The following is a 14,542-nucleotide window of genomic DNA, read 5'->3' as shown; positions in this document are numbered from 1 at the left end:
CGCGCACTCCAGTCACCTGCGGGTCACCAGGGCACTTCGAAGTGCCCACTTCCCATCGGGTAGTTACCCGACCATTATGAAGGAAGGCACTGACAGATACCACCACTCGAAAGGCACTCGCATGCACTCGCTTCCCGGCGGCACCTGGACGCTCGGCGATCTGACCGTCTCCCGCTTCGGCTACGGCGCCATGCAACTCGCCGGCCCCTGGGTCATGGGACCGCCCGCCGACCACGACGGCGCGATCAAGGTCCTGCGCGAGGCCGTCGACCTCGGGATCACCCACATCGACACCAGCGACGCCTACGGACCACGCGTCACCAACCGATTGATCCGCGAGGCGCTGCACCCGTACCCCGAGACGCTGCACGTCGTCACGAAGGTCGGCGCGCAGCGCGACGAGCAGGGCGGATGGCCCACGGCGCGGCAACCGGACCAGCTGCGCCGACAGGTGGAGGAGAACCTCGAATCGCTCGGGCTCGACGTCCTGGACCTGGTGAACCTGCGCCTCGGCGACGCCGAGGGGCCGCGGGCCGAGTCGATCGCCGAAGCGTTCACGACGCTCGCCGAACTGCGGCAGGAAGGCCGCATCCGCCACCTGGGTCTGAGCAACGCCACCGCCGAGCAGGTCGCCGAGGCCCAGGGCATCGCGCCGATCGTGTGCGTGCAGAACCTGTACAACCTCGCCAACCGCGGCGACGACGAGCTGATCGACGCGCTCGCCGCCGAGCAGATCGCCTACGTGCCGTTCTTCCCGCTCGGAGGCTTCAGCCCGCTTCAGTCCTCCGCGCTGTCGGCGGTCGCCGCGCGGCTGGAGGCGGCCCCGATGTCGGTGGCCTTGGCGTGGCTACTGCACCGCTCGCCGAACGTCCTGCTGATCCCCGGCACGTCCTCGGTCGCGCACCTGCGCGAGAACGTCGCCGGCGCCGGACTGGAACTGTCCGATGCGGACCTCGCGGAGCTGGACGCGATCGGCCGCTGAACGGCTCGGGGCCGCCGCACCAGGAGGTGCGGCGGCCCCGAGGCGGTCGGTTGCTAGTCGAGGCCCTTCTCGCTGAGCCAGTCGGTCGCGATGGTGGCGGCCGGAAGCTCCTCGTTCACACTGCGGGAGTTGAGTTCGAGGAGGTCCTCGGCGGTCATCGCAGCGCTGACGGCGTTGATGACCCGCGCGGCGGCCTCGTCCACATTGTCGCTGGCGAGCGGCACCACGTGCGAGGCGAGGAAGAGGCCCTTGGTGTCCTCAAGGGAGACCAGGTCGTTCGCGGCGACCGAGGGGTCGGCGGTGTAGATGATGGCGAGCTGGATGTCGTCGTCGGTGAGCGCCGCGACCGTGAGCGGGCCGCCGCCGTCCTCGATCGGGGTGAATCCGACCTCGACGCCGTAGGCGTCGAGCAGCCCCTGCGGCCCGTTCGGGCGGTTCTCGGCCTCCGAGTTGGCGCCCATGGTCATCGGCACGGTCACGTTCGCGAGGTCGTCGATCGTGGTCAGGCTCCACTCGTCGGCGAAGGCCTGGGTCACGGTGTAGGAGTCCTGGTCGGTGGCGGGCGACTGGTCGAGCACGCGGAGCCCGTCGGGGACGGACGCCTCCAGCTCGGCGTACACGTCCTCGCTCAGGCGCGCCTCGGTGTCGGCGACCCAGTATTGGAGCAGCGGGCCGGTGTACTCGGGGAACAGGTCGATCGTGCCCTCCTCGAGTTCGGGGAGGTAGGCTTCGCGCTGCCCGATGCGGAACTGGCGGTCCACGCCGAAGTCCTCCGCTTCGAGCGCCTGCGCGTAGATCTCGGCGATGATCTCGCTGGAGTAGTAGTCCTGCGAGCCGATCACGATGTCGTCCCCGTCGCCGTCCCCGCTGGAGAGCGGGTCGCCGCCGCAGCCGGTGAGCGCGAGCGAGCCGACGAGCAGCGCGGCGGACGTCAGGGTCTTGGTACGGCGCTTCATGCGGGTTCCTTCTCTCGGGTGGTGTCGTTTCGTGTCGCGGTTTCGCTGGTTCTTCCGGGTGCGGCGAGTCGGGTGGTGGCGAGGCGCTGCGCGGTGGCCAGCGCGAGTTCGAGCAGGAGCGCGAGCACGGCGACCAGGAGCGCTCCGGCGAGCATCTCGGGGTAGTCGCGGGATTTGAGGCCCGCGAACAGGTAGCGGCCCAGGCCGTAGTCGGCGGTGTAGGCGGCGAGGGTCGCGGTGGCGACGACCTGGAGCGTCGCCGCGCGCAGGCCGCCGATGACCACGGGCGAGGCGAGCGGCAGTTCGACGCGGAAGATCACTTGGCGCGCGCTCATGCCGATGGCCTTGGCGGCGCCGGTGGTGGCGGTGTCGACCGCTTGGACGCCGGCGTAGGCGCCGGCGAGGACGGACGGGATCGCGAGGACCACGAGGGCGAGCATCGGGGCGAGGAGGCCGATGCCGAGGGCGAGGCCGAAGATCGTCAGCAGGCCGAGGGTGGGGATCGCGCGGGCCGCGCCGGTGAGGGCGCCGACGGCGCCGGAGCCTTTCCTGGTGTGTCCGATGAGGATGCCGGCGGGGAGGGCGATCGCGGCGCTGATGCCGACGACGGCGCCGGTGATGGCGAGGTGCTGGAGGACGCGGGTGGGGACGCCGCCGTCGCCGGTCCAGTGGGCGGGGTCGGTCAGCCATGCGAGGGCATCGACGAAGAGGCTCATGCCGTGCCCTCCGTGATCCGGACGCGCGGGTTGCGGGTCCACGGGGTGACCGCGCGGCCCGCGGCGAGCAGCAGTGCGTCGAGCAGGAGCGCGAGGAGGATCGTGACGATGACGCCGGTGGCGACTTCGGCGGCGATGCCTCTCTGGAAGCCGTCGGTGAGGAGGGAGCCGAGGCTCGGCACGCCGATGAGCGCGCCGATGGTCACCAGGCTGACGGTGCTGACGGTGACGACGCGGACGCCGGACAGGAGCACGGGTATCGACAGGGGGAGGTCGACGCGCCAGAAGACGCTGCGGGGCGAGTGGCCTACGGCGACGGCGGCTTCGCGCACGCGGGCGTCCACTGAGCCGAAGGCGTCGGCGGCGGTGCGCACGAGGAGGGCGACGCCGTAGACGGTGAGGGCGACGATCATGGTCGCGGCCGAGCGCAGCGGGATGCCGAGGATCGCGGGGATGATGATGAGCAGCGGCAGGGCCGGGATCGCGTACATGAGGGCGGCGGCGCCGAGGAGCGGCCCGCCGATTCTGGGGCGGCGGTAGGCGAGTCGTCCGATCGGGACGGCGATGAGGACGCTCGCGAGGATCGCGGGCACGCTCAGCGCCAGGTGGTCGCCGGCGAGGTCGACGACCTGCGGCCAGTTCGCGTTCAGCCAGTTCACGGGGCGAGGACCCCCACGGGGCGGCCGGTGCCGTCGACGGCGATGGTGCGGCCGTCGATTTCGGTGGTGGTGAGGGTGCGGTCGCCGCGGTCGGCGCCGATGAAGCCGCGCACGAAGTCGTCGGCGGGCGAGCCGAGGATCTCGGCGGGGGTGCCCTGCTGGGCGATCTGGCCTTGTTCGCGCAGGACGACGACCTCGTCGCCGAGGAGGAAGGCCTCGTCGACGTCGTGGGTGACGAAGACGATGGTCTTGCGCAGGTCGGTCTGGAGGCGCAGGAGTTCTTCTTGGAGTTCGCGGCGCATGATGGGGTCGACGGCGCCGAAGGGCTCGTCCATGAGCAGGATGTTGGGGTCCATGGCGAGTGCGCGGGCGACGCCGACGCGCTGCTGCTGGCCGCCGGAGAGCTGGGCGGGGTAGCGCCGGCCCATGGCGGGGTCGAGGCCGACGCGTTCGAGCAGTTCCATGGCGGCGGCGCGGGCCCGCTTCTTGGGGGTGCCGGTGAGGACGGGCACGGTGGCGACGTTGTCGAGGACCGTCCAATGGGGCATGAGGCCGCCGTTCTGGAGGACGTAGCCGATGGAGCGGCGCAGGGCTACCGCGTCGCTGTCGCGCACGTCCTCGCCGTCGATGAGCACGGCTCCGGAGGTGGGTTCGACCATGCGGTTGACCATGCGCATCAATGTCGACTTTCCGGACCCGGAGGACCCGACGAGGACTACCGTGCGGTGTGAGGGCACGGTCAGCGAGAAATCGGAGACGGCCGTGGTGGGGCCCGGATAGGTCTTCGACACCGACGCGAACTCGATCACTGAGACATCCCGATGCATTCGATGGAAGCGCGAACGGACAATATTCTATACCTCGTTTCGAGGTATAGAATAGCCCTGTGATCGAACTGATGATCCTGGGTTTCCTCGCGGAAGGGCCGCTGCACGGGTACGAGTTGCGCCGCAAGATGTCTCAACTGCACGGATACGCCCGGACCTTCAGCGACGGCACGGTCTATCCGGCCATCGACCGGCTGGTGTCGGCGGGCGCGCTCGACCGTGAGTTCGGCCGGGGCCGCGCGGGCGCGGGACGGGGGACCTTGCGGCTCACCGACTCCGGTCAGCGGCGGCTGCGGCAGCGCCTGAGCGAGGCGGACGGTCACGACATCACCGACGGGGGCAGGTTCACCGTGGTGCTCGCGTTCCTGTCGCACCTGCCGGACGAGGCGCAGCGGCGGGCGGTGCTGCGGCGGCGCCTGGAGTTCCTCGACCGGCCGGTGAACCTGTTCTCGGAGGGTTCGCGTCCGTTGCGCGAGGCCGAGATCGGCGACCCGTACCGCAGGGGCATCCTGGTCACGGCGAAGGCGACGCGGCGCGCCGAGCGGGCCTGGCTGCGCGAGCAGCTCGACGCCGCGAACCAGATGGTCGTGCCGTGATGCCCGTCCGGTCGAAACCGCAAGCGGTGCTTGGGATTCGCCGCCGGTCTTAGGACCAGCGACGTAGCCGCGACTGCGGCGAACGACCGATGCCGGCTCGCCCTTTCGTTCCTAGCCTGGGAAAGGCCGCCGGGTCGCGTCCGCGCCCCGGCCGATCCGAGGAGGAACACCGATGACGATCCTGATCACCGGCGCGACGGGCAACGTGGGCCGACACCTGGTGGGGCAGTTGGCCGCCGGCGGGCATCCGGTCAGGGCCCTGGCGCGGGACCCGAGCGCGGGCCGCTTCCCCGGCGGGGTCGAGACCGTCGCCGCCGACCTCACCGACCTCGCCGCGATCGAGGCCGCGCTCGAAGGCGTCACCGGACTGCACCTGCTGACGGCCCTCGGCTCGTCCAACGAGACGCTGCCCAACAGCGCCGAGATCGCCGCCGCGGCCGTCAAAGCCGGGGTGCGGCGGGTGACGACACTGTGGAACGGCTACCGGGGGCCGGTCGAGGAGGCCGTGGAGGCGAGCGGTCTGGAGTGGACGCACCTCCAGCCCGGGGAGTTCATGTCGAACGCCGTCACGTGGGCCGAGGAGATCCGCGCCGAAGGCGTGGTCAGCGAACCGTTCGGGCACATCGCCCACGCGCCGACGCACCCGGCCGACATCGCCGCCGTCGGCGCGGCCGCGCTGACCACCGGCGAGCACGCCGGGCAGTCGTACCTGCTCACCGGGCCCGAAGCGCTCACCGTCCCCGACCAGGTCGCCGCCATCGGCGAGGCAATCGGCCGCGAACTGCGGTTCGAGGCCTTGAGCGAGGAGCAGGGCCGGGAACGGATGCGCGCCATGGGAATGCCCGACGAGGCGATCGACTACGTCCTGGGCTGGCGGGCGAACCCTCCAGCATGGACGGCCGAGCCGTCCGGGCTCGTCGAACGCGTCACCGGCAGGCCCGCGCGGACCTTCGCGCAGTGGGCCCGCGAGCACGCCGACGAGTTCCGTTCCCGCCCATAGGCTTGACACGCAAGGAAACCAGTGCGCGGCCCGCGGGGGCACTCCCCGCGGGCCACGCATGTGCACAGGTCTCAGGCCTTGAGGCCCTTGGCGATCGCCTCGGCCACCGGCACTGTCGGGCGGCCGATGAGGGCGGCCAGATCGCCGGTCCGCGTCGCGAGCAGGCCCTCGGTGATGGCCACGTCCACGCCCACCAGGATCGCCGCGATCGGGTCGGGCACGCCCTGGCCGGTGAGGATGCCCCGCAGCTCCTCCCCCGAGATGCGGTTGACCTTGAAGTCCCCGCCGGTCTGGCGCGCGGCCTCGGCCGCGAACTCGTCGAAGGTCCAGGCCTCGTCGCCGCTGAGCTCGTACTCGCGGTTCGCGTGGCCCTCGGTGGTGAGCACCGCGACCGCCGCGGCCGCGAAGTCGGACCGGGCGGCGCTGGCGACGCGCGCGCCGGGACCGGTGCTGGTGGTGAGCGCGCCGGCGGCGACGGCCTCGGCCAGGTTCCCGGTGTAGTTCTCGTGGTACCAGCCGTTGCGCAGCAGCACGTACGGCAGCCCCGAGTCGATGAGGTACCGCTCGGTGATCTGGTGCTCGCGGGCCAGCTCGAAGTCGGCGGCCGGGCCGCCGAGGATGCTGGTGTAGGCCAGGAGCGCGACGCCCGCCCGCTTGGCGGCGTCGATGACGGCCTTGTGCTGCGGGGCGCGCCTGCCGACCTCGCTGCCGGAGATGAGCAGGACCTTCTCGTTCGGGCCGAAGGCGTCGGCCAGGCTCGCGGGGTCGTCGTAGTCGCCCACGCGGACCTCGACGCCGAGCTCGCCGAAGCGCGCGGCCTTCGCCGCGTCGCGCGCGACCACGGCGATCTGTTCGACGGGGACCTGGTTGATCAGGCCCTCCACCACGAGTGTGCCGAGTTGGCCGGTGGCTCCGGTGACGACGATCATGGACTGACTCCTTCGAGCGAGGCGCTGCGATGCGACATGTGCGAAATGCTTGAGTACTTTCAAAATGAAAGCACAGTCTGAATGAAAGCACACCCGATTCGAAAGCGCAATCGGGTCGAACCCGCCGTCGCGGAGGTAACATCGCGCCATGAGCACTCGTCCCGCAGGCGCCGCACCGCCTTTCGAGGTGACCGCCCGAGGCTGCGAGTCCCGCATCGTCCTGGACCACGTCACCGGCCGCTGGGGCACGCTCATTCTGCTGGTCCTGCACGAGGGGCCGAAGCGCTTCAGCGAAATCCGCCGCGCGGTCGAGGGCATCAACGAGAAGGCCCTCGCCCAGAACCTGCGCCAGTTCGAGCGCGACGGCCTCGTGGCGCGCCTGGCCTCGGACGGCTACCCCTCCCGCGTCGAGTACCGCCTCACCGAGACCGGCGCGGGGATCGAGTCGCGCCTGCGCGAGCTCGTGGCCGACCTCTACGCGGCGATGCCCGCCGTGCTCGCGGCCCAGGCCGCGTACGACGCCGGCCGCGCCGAAACGTCCTCTCAGCACCCCTGACCTGAGCGAAATACCAGGTGAGATGCGCCTTTGGGCCTAGACTCGGGCCATGGCCGAGCAGGTCCTCCGCAAGGGCGAACTGCGGCCGGGCACCGTCATTCCGCCATGGGTCCGGCTGCTGCCGTTCGCGGGCCTGATCCTCGCCGTCGTGGTGCGGGTCTTCGAGAAGGACCCGACGCGCGGCGGCATGGTCATGGCGGTGATCCCGCTGCTGGCGGCGTTCGTGCTCGGGCCCCTGTGGACCGGCGTCGTCTCGGTGGCCGCGATCGTCCTGCTCATCACCCCGCTGCCGTTCACCGGCCGCCCCTTCAACTCCGACCTGCTCGTCATGATCACCGTGTCGGTCACGGCCCTCGCCATCGCGTACATCAGGCGGCGCGTCGAGGCGGGCCTGGTCACGATGCGCAACGTGTCCCTGGCCGCGCAGAAGGCCGCGCTCCCGGAACTGCCCGAGCGGGTCGACGGCCTGGAGTGCGCGGGGGTCTACCACTCGGCGCAGCGCGGGGCGCGGATCGGCGGCGACCTGTTCGACCTGCGCCCCAGCCCGTACGGGACGCGGATGATCCTCGGTGACGTGCAGGGGCACGGCCTGGACGCGGTGGGCACGGCCTCGATGCTGCTGTCGGTGTTCCACGAGGCGATCCTGGACGAGCCGGACCTGAGCGGGGTGGCGTGGCGGCTGGAGCGGCGCATCATCGGCGACGCCGAGCAGGGCTACGTGCCGGAGCTGTTCGCCTCCGTGCTGCTGGCGGAGTTCGCCGAGGACGCCGCCGAGGTGCGGCTGCTCTCGTGCGGGCACCCGCCGCCGATGCTGCTGCGCGGCGGGAAGGTCGAGGAGATCGACCTCAAGCCGGTCCCGGTGCTGGGCCTGCGGCTGGCGCCGCAGGTGCGGCCCGGCGAGGCGACGCCGGTGGCGTTCGGCGCCGAGGACACGCTCCTGGCCTACTCGGACGGCCTGGTCGAGGCGCGGGACGAGGACGGGAACTACTATCCGCTCGCGCGGCACCTCGACGGACTGGTCGCGCCCGCGTCGCCGCGCCGCCTGGTCGAGTTCGTGTGGGAGGACGCGGTCCGGTTCGCCACGCGCATGGACGACGACGTGAGCATTCTGGCGGTGACGCGCGTCGGCGGCCCGGCGCCACCGGAGCCGGGATGACGGGCCTCGCAGAGGCGCGCGCCGGGCGGGCAGGCGAGCCGGTCGCACAATGGGGCGATGAAGTACGACACGCGCCCGTGGCCGGGCGACCCCGGAGCGGCCTGGACCGCGGCGATCGGCGCGCCGCCCTTGGAGCGGCCCCCGGCCCCCGACGCGACCTCATCGTTCGAACGGTTCACCGAACTGGTCGAAGTCGAGGCGACGACGCGGTTCAACGGGTGGATGAACATCATGCTCGGCTGCATAGGCGCCGTGATGCTCTGCTTCGTCGGCGATTTCCGCTCCCGCATCGACGAGCTCGGGCTGCTGCGGGCGTTCTTCCTCGGGGACGTCTGGTACCGCAACGCGATGGCGTTCGCGATGCCGCTCTTCCTGGTCGGCGGGGCGTTCGCGGTGGCCTACGGCCCGAAGGTGCACGCGCGGCGGGTGCGGCGCCTGTACGAGCGGGCCAGGACCGTCGGGATCATGGGGCTGGCCTACCCGAGCGGATACCGGATCCCCCACAGCGAGGAGACGAGCCCGGTCTCGGTGGTGCTCGAACCGCGCATCGGGGACCTCCAGGCGGGCCGGCTGCTGCGGGCGGTCTCGATCTGGCTGGCGGGCCTGGAGCAGGGCTCGAAGGCCAAGGAGGCCTTCAACGTCAGGCTCGGCTCGTACCGGACGGTGCGGACCGAGGCGATCTTCGGCCCGGAGGCGGCGGGCGGCTTCGTGCGGTCCGACCCCCTGCTCGGGTCGCCGACGCCGTGGAGGATCCTCCTGCCGGACGCGAAAGAGGTCCGTGCGCCGTACGGGCACTGGGATGTGCTTCAGGTCCAAGTACGGGTCGAGGCCGAGGAGTGAACCCGGGCGGCGGCGCTCCAGGGCGCCGCCGATCTGCCGCATCCGACCGTTCGCCTCGGCCGCATCGCCGGAGCCCCGCCCGCTCATGCCGCCGAAAGGCATCGTCCGCAGTTTTTCGATTCATTAGAATAAGGGTCTTCACAACAGTCGGGTTCTGTGGAAGCATCGATGCCACTCGATAGCGATCCCTCAAGGAGACGACGATGCCAACCTCCCGTCCCGGGCGCCGGCGCGTGCTCGCCGCCGCGGGCGCCGCCGGCCTCACGACCGTCGTGGTCGCCGCGGCCCTCCCCCTGCTCAACGCGGGCGCCACCGGCGGCGAGAGGGCCGCGAGCGCCGTCACCGTCACCCTCGACCCGTCCTACCGGCACCCCGAGTTCGAGGGCTGGGGCACGAGCCTGGTCTGGTTCGCCAACGCCACCGGCGGCTACCCCGACGAGATCCGCGAGCAGCTCGCGGAGCTGGTGTTCGGCGCCGAGGGCCTGAACCTCAACCTCGCCCGGTACAACATCGGCGGCGGCAACGCCCCGAACATCGACGACGACTACCTGCGCGGCGGGGCCTCGGCGCTCCCGCCGTTCTGGGCCGCGCCCGAGGGGACCACCCACGAGGACAAGGACTGGTGGGACCCCGAGAACCCCGAGCACTGGGACTGGGACGCCGACGCGAACCAGCGCTGGTGGGTCGAACGGGTCAAGGGCGAGGTCACCCACTGGGAGGCCTTCGCGAACTCCCCGCCGTACTTCCAGACCGTGTCCAGTTACGCCTCAGGCGGTTTCAGCGCCACCGACGAGCAGATCCGCGCCGACGCCGTGGAGGCGTTCGCGGTCTACCTGACCGAGGTCATGGCGCATCTCGAACGGGCCCACGGGATCGAGTTCGCCACTGTGGACCCGCTCAACGAGCCGAACACGAACTACTGGTCCACGACCCTCGGCGAGGACGGCGTGCAGCCGACCGGGGGCCGCCAGGAGGGCGCCCACGCGAGCCCCGAGACGCAGCAGCTCGTGATCAACGCGCTGGCCGAGCGGCTCGCGGTGTCCGAGACGAACGCGGTGATCGCGGCGATGGACGAGACCAATCCGGGCACCTTCACCGAGAACTGGAACGCCTACACCGAGCAGTCGAGGGCCAATGTGGACCAGTTGAACGTCCACACCTACGGCACGGAGCGGCGCACGAGCGCGCGCGACACCGCCAAGGGCGCCGACAAGCCGCTGTGGATGAGCGAGGTCGAAGGGGACTGGGCCGAGGGCCAGGACTACACGTCCATGGCGAGCGGCCTGGGGATCGCCGCGCGCATCACCGACGACCTGCGCGAGCTGGAGCCTTCGGCGTGGGTGCTGTGGCAGCCGGTCGAGGACAAGAACGAGGGCCACAGCTGGGGCTCGATCCACGTGCCGTTCGACTGCACCGCCGAGGACACGTTGGAGTCCTGCCCGATCGAGACGAACACGAAGTTCGACACGATCCGGAACTTCACGCACTACATCGAGCCGGGCGACTTCGTCATCGCCACCGACGACACCTCGACCACCGCCGCGGTCAAGGCGAGCGGCGAGGGCGCGAGCGTGGTCTACACCAACGAGACGGACGGCACGGTGGCGGTGACGCTCGACCTGTCGAAGTTCGGCTCGGTCCCCAAGGGCGCCACGGTGACGCCGATCGTCACCAGCGCCGACGGGGCCCTGGTCGAGGGCGATGCGGTGAAGGTCGATGGCGGCACGGCGACCCTCGTGGTCCCGGCCGAGTCGGTCACGACGTTCCAGGTCACCGGGGTCTCGGGCGTCGCCGAGGACGCGGCGCTGGTGCAGGACGGCCACGTGTACCGCTTCGACGGGGTGCACAGCGACAAGTCGATCGCGCCGACCGAGGACGGCGCCGGTATCGCGCTCGCGACCGACGACGAGTCCGACCCCGCGCAGCTGTGGTCGATCGAGCGGCTCACCGACGGGCACACCAACCGGGAGCGGTACGCGATCGTCAACGCCGCCAACGGGACCCGCCTGGCGGTCGAGGAGGGCCTGGCGGTGCTCGAAGACGCCGGGGGCGAGGCGCCCGCTTCGGCGCAGTGGTACCTGTCGACCACCGGCAACGGCCTCTACGTGCCGGTGAACGTCGGCACGGGCCTGGTGCTGGACGTGTGGGGCGAGGCCACCGCCGACGGCTCGCCGGTCCAGACGTACACGCCGACCTCGGCGAACAACCAGCTCTGGTCGGTGGAGGACGAGACGGTGCTGGGCGCGGCGTACGTCGAGGGCTACACCGTGCCCGGCTTCGAGCCCGAGCTGCCGGGCACCGTGCCCGGGAAGTTCCGGGACGGGGAGCGCGGCGCGCTGCCGGTCGAGTGGAAGATGCCGAAGCAGTCCACTTGGGACAAGAAGCGGACGGTGGTCGTCTGGGGCGCGGCGACCGACGCGCTCGGGAACTCCTTCCGCACCAAGGCGAAGGTCCGCGTCGACACGTTCAAGGCGACCGCTCCCGCATCGGCGGTGACGTACCCGGGCTTCACACCGGAGCTGCCGAAGACGGTGATCGCGTTGGGAGCGCGCGGCACCGAGGCTCCGGTGCCGGTCGTGTGGGAGGAGCCGGACGAGGGCGCCTTCGACGAGTTCGGCACGGTGGCCTTGGGCGGCACCGCGACCCTCGTGGACGGGACCGAGCTCGACGCGGTCGTGAACGTCGAGGTGACCGACCCGATCGAGGTCAACGTGGCCACAGGGGACGGTGTCGAGGCGGAGGCGACCTATACCGAGCCGGGGTACGCCGCGCGGGACCTGCTGAACGGGGTCCGCACCGACAAGGCCTGGTCGAACTGGAAGTCCGAGCCGTTCAACACCGAGGACGCGATCACGGTGACGCTGCCGCAGGAGCGGGAGGTGACCCGGGTGGTGTCGTACTTCTGGAGCGACGGGGGCCGGGCCAGCTACGCCGACACGCTCCAGGTGCAGTACCTGGACGCGGACGGCGTCTGGCAGGACGCGGGAGCGGCGGTCGACGTGCCGACCGACACCGTCCCGGTGATCGATGTGGACGTGAACGCCGCGACCTCCGCGGTGCGCGTGGCGATGACCGCCGGCGGCGGCGGCACGGTCGGCTGGATCATTCTGAGCGAGATCGAGGTCTACGCGAAGGCACCCGCCGCCTGAGGCGGCGGTGAGCGAGCCCGGCGCGGGTCGCTCCGGCGGGCGGTACCGAAGGCGTCTGGGCGGACGTCGTCGTGAAACGACGAACGAATCCGGCGTCGCTTATCCGAGCGCGGAAGGGTTCTCGGCGTTCACCGCTGTGAGGCGGGAGACGGGCCCGGTGCGCATCGCTTCAGATCCGGGGCGATGCGCACCGGTGGCCGCGCCCGCCTGCGGCGGTCGCGGCCGTTCGCAATGCGCCGTTCGCGCCGCCGTGCCGTCCGGGCCTGGAATCATGGCGAAGGGGTCCGCCGACACGGCGAACCGCGTCGCGTGGCCGCCGCGAACCCGTCTCGGCGCCCACGGACCCCACGGACTCCGGAAGGGACAAGGGCGCATGAGATCCGAGGAAGCAGTCAGGTCGCCTCGCGCGAACGCGGAGGTGGCGTCGTGAGCGGACGCGAGGTGGACGTGGTCGTGATCGGCGCGGGCCCGGTGGGCGAGAACCTCGCCGACCGGACCGTCCGCGGCGGTCTGGAGACCGTGATCGTCGAAGGCGAACTCGTCGGCGGCGAGTGCTCGTACTGGGCGTGCATGCCGTCGAAGGCGCTGCTGCGCTCGCCGCAGGCGCTCGACGCCGCCCGCGCCCTGCCCGGCGCGGCCGAGGCCGTGACCGGCGAACTCGACGTCGCGGCGGTCCTGCGCAGGCGCGACTCGTTCACCAGCGAGTGGTCGGACTCGGGCCAGGTGAGCTGGCTGGAGAGCGCGGGCATCGACCTGGTGCGCGGGCACGGGCGCCTCAGCGGCGAACGCGAGGTCACCGTGACCGCCGAGGACGGGAGCACGACCGTGCTGAGGGCCCGCCACGCGGTCGCGGTGACGACCGGTTCGGTCGCGAACATCCCCGACATCCCCGGGTTGCGGGAGGCTCGGCCGTGGACGAGCCGGGAGGCGACCAGCGCGAAGTCGATCCCCGAGAGCCTCGCGATCATCGGCGGCGGCGTCGTCGCCACGGAGATGGCGACCGCTTATGCGGCCTTCGGTGCTGAGGTGACCGTCGTTTCGCGAGGCGGACTGCTCGGCGGCGTCGAGTCGTTCGCGGGCGAGCGCGTCGCGAAATCGTTGCGGGACAAGGGCGTGAAGGTCCTCACCGACACCGAGACGCTCAGCGTCGAACGGACCGGGGACGGGGTCCGGATCGAGACGAGCGGCGGGCCGGTGACCGCGGCCGAGGTGCTCGTGGCGGCGGGGCGCTCGCCCGCGACCGCCGATCTCGGTCTGGACCGGATCGGCCTCGAACCCGGCGCGAAGCTGGAGACGGACGACACGCTGCGCGTCGAGGGCTTCGACTGGCTCTACGCCGCGGGTGACGTGAACGGCAGGGCGCCGCTGACCCACCAGGGCAAGTACCAGGCGCGCGCGGCGGGCGACGTGATCGCCGCCCGCGCGGCGGGCCGCGCGGTGGACGACGCGCCGTGGGGCGCGCACGTGGCGACCGCCGATCACTCGGCGGTGCCGCAGGTGGTGTTCACCGAACCGGAGGTCGCGGCCGTCGGTCCCACGGCCGAACAGGCTCGTGAACAGGGGAAGTCGGTGCGCGTGGTCGACTACGACCTCGGTTCGGTGGCCGGGGCGAGCCTGTACCGGGACGGGTACGAGGGCGCCGCTCGCATGATCGTCGACGAGGACCGCGGGGTGATGATCGGGGCGACCTTCGTCGGCCCCGACGTGGCCGAGCTCGTGCAGGCGGCGACCACGGCGATCGTCGGCGAGGTCCCGATCGACCGCCTCTGGCACGCCGTGCCCGCCTACCCTGCGATCAGCGAGATCTGGCTGCGGCTCCTGGAGGAGTACGGACGCCCCTCAGCGGCCTAAGCTGAGGTTCTGACGCCTTGGGGTCCTTACCGCCGATTGGCGGTAAGGACCCCAAGGCGTTGCCGTAGGGGGTGCGGCTTCGACCGGCGAGCCGGGCGGTCCGGGGATCGTTCGTCATGCGAACGGGGAGCGCCGTGTACGGCTTTCCCGCGCGGGAGAAGGGCCGGGAGACTTCGCCCGGTTCGACGCGAGCCCAGGCACCGCTTCCCCGCGCGGGAGAAGGGTCGGTGGCCCGCCGAGCGGAGCTTCCGAACCTGCAAACGGCTCCCAAGCGCGAACACCCCCCGGTGTGTCGCCTCAGGCGACGCGGGGAATCGCGATGTGG

The 14,542-nt window shown here is 71.5% G+C and carries 13 protein-coding genes; 8 read left to right on the top strand and 5 right to left on the bottom strand.

Features of this window, described 5'->3' with window-relative positions; translation table 11 throughout:
• The first annotated feature begins 121 nt into the window (after window positions 1-121).
• A complete protein-coding gene (locus tag IF12_RS0103975; RefSeq protein WP_030154810.1) occupies window positions 122-982 on the top strand; it encodes an aldo/keto reductase family oxidoreductase in 861 nt (286 codons plus the stop codon).
• A 53-nt stretch (window positions 983-1,035) separates the two neighbouring features.
• Here the strand turns inward: IF12_RS0103975 and IF12_RS0103970 are convergent, their stop codons facing one another.
• From IF12_RS0103970 to IF12_RS0103955, 4 genes are read right to left on the bottom strand one after another with little or no spacing between them, the layout of a single operon-like run.
• On the bottom strand, window positions 1,036-1,938 hold the full coding sequence (locus IF12_RS0103970) for an ABC transporter substrate-binding protein (protein WP_030154807.1): 903 nt from the start codon (window positions 1,936-1,938) through the stop codon (window positions 1,036-1,038).
• Entirely contained in the window at window positions 1,935-2,654 is a 720-nt protein-coding gene (locus IF12_RS0103965; protein ID WP_051703938.1) for an ABC transporter permease, read from the bottom strand. The genes IF12_RS0103970 and IF12_RS0103965 overlap by 4 nt, the downstream gene beginning before the upstream one ends.
• Window positions 2,651-3,313: an ABC transporter permease gene (locus IF12_RS0103960; RefSeq protein WP_030154802.1), complete on the bottom strand. Its 663-nt coding sequence runs from the start codon at window positions 3,311-3,313 to the stop codon at window positions 2,651-2,653. Before IF12_RS0103960 ends, IF12_RS0103965 begins: the two co-directional genes overlap by 4 nt.
• The gene (locus IF12_RS0103955; protein ID WP_030154800.1) at window positions 3,310-4,122 is read right to left on the bottom strand and encodes an ABC transporter ATP-binding protein; all 813 of its coding nucleotides are present in this window, start codon (window positions 4,120-4,122) and stop codon (window positions 3,310-3,312) included. The genes IF12_RS0103960 and IF12_RS0103955 overlap by 4 nt, the downstream gene beginning before the upstream one ends.
• A 77-nt stretch (window positions 4,123-4,199) precedes the next feature.
• Between IF12_RS0103955 and IF12_RS0103950 the strand changes: the two genes are divergently transcribed.
• The gene (locus IF12_RS0103950) at window positions 4,200-4,736 is read left to right on the top strand and encodes a PadR family transcriptional regulator (RefSeq protein WP_030154798.1); all 537 of its coding nucleotides are present in this window, start codon (window positions 4,200-4,202) and stop codon (window positions 4,734-4,736) included.
• Between the two features lie 172 nt (window positions 4,737-4,908).
• Window positions 4,909-5,736 (top strand): NAD(P)H-binding protein, encoded by an 828-nt coding sequence (locus IF12_RS0103945; protein ID WP_030154796.1) that lies wholly within the window; start codon window positions 4,909-4,911, stop codon window positions 5,734-5,736.
• Window positions 5,737-5,807: 71 nt separating this feature from the next.
• Here the strand turns inward: IF12_RS0103945 and IF12_RS0103940 are convergent, their stop codons facing one another.
• Window positions 5,808-6,665 (bottom strand): SDR family oxidoreductase, encoded by an 858-nt coding sequence (locus IF12_RS0103940; RefSeq protein ID WP_030154794.1) that lies wholly within the window; start codon window positions 6,663-6,665, stop codon window positions 5,808-5,810.
• Between the two features lie 148 nt (window positions 6,666-6,813).
• On the opposite strand from IF12_RS0103940, the gene IF12_RS0103935 reads away from it, so the two are divergent.
• The 5 genes from IF12_RS0103935 to IF12_RS0103915 all read left to right on the top strand — a co-directional run bounded on the left by IF12_RS0103935 (window position 6,814) and on the right by IF12_RS0103915 (window position 14,217).
• Window positions 6,814-7,221, top strand: a complete 408-nt coding sequence (locus IF12_RS0103935; protein ID WP_030154792.1) for a helix-turn-helix domain-containing protein — start codon at window positions 6,814-6,816, stop codon at window positions 7,219-7,221.
• A 49-nt stretch (window positions 7,222-7,270) separates the two neighbouring features.
• Window positions 7,271-8,377 carry a PP2C family protein-serine/threonine phosphatase gene (locus IF12_RS0103930; protein ID WP_030154789.1) on the top strand — a complete coding sequence of 369 codons (1,107 nt, stop codon included), beginning with the start codon at window positions 7,271-7,273 and terminating at the stop codon, window positions 8,375-8,377.
• A 57-nt stretch (window positions 8,378-8,434) separates the two neighbouring features.
• Complete coding sequence (locus IF12_RS0103925) at window positions 8,435-9,217, top strand: hypothetical protein (protein WP_030154787.1); 783 nt, start codon at window positions 8,435-8,437, stop codon at window positions 9,215-9,217.
• A 203-nt stretch (window positions 9,218-9,420) separates the two neighbouring features.
• On the top strand, window positions 9,421-12,366 hold the full coding sequence (locus IF12_RS0103920) for an RICIN domain-containing protein (RefSeq protein ID WP_081913132.1): 2,946 nt from the start codon (window positions 9,421-9,423) through the stop codon (window positions 12,364-12,366).
• 426 nt (window positions 12,367-12,792) lie between these two features.
• Window positions 12,793-14,217, top strand: a complete 1,425-nt coding sequence (locus IF12_RS0103915; protein ID WP_030154783.1) for an NAD(P)/FAD-dependent oxidoreductase — start codon at window positions 12,793-12,795, stop codon at window positions 14,215-14,217.
• The last annotated feature ends 325 nt before the right edge of the window (window positions 14,218-14,542 follow it).

The sequence above is a fragment of the Glycomyces sp. NRRL B-16210 genome, assembly GCF_000719515.1.
Taxonomy (GTDB): domain Bacteria; phylum Actinomycetota; class Actinomycetes; order Mycobacteriales; family Micromonosporaceae; genus Glycomyces.
Note: the sequence above shows the minus strand (reverse complement) of the source record. Positions and strands in the feature narration are given on the sequence as shown.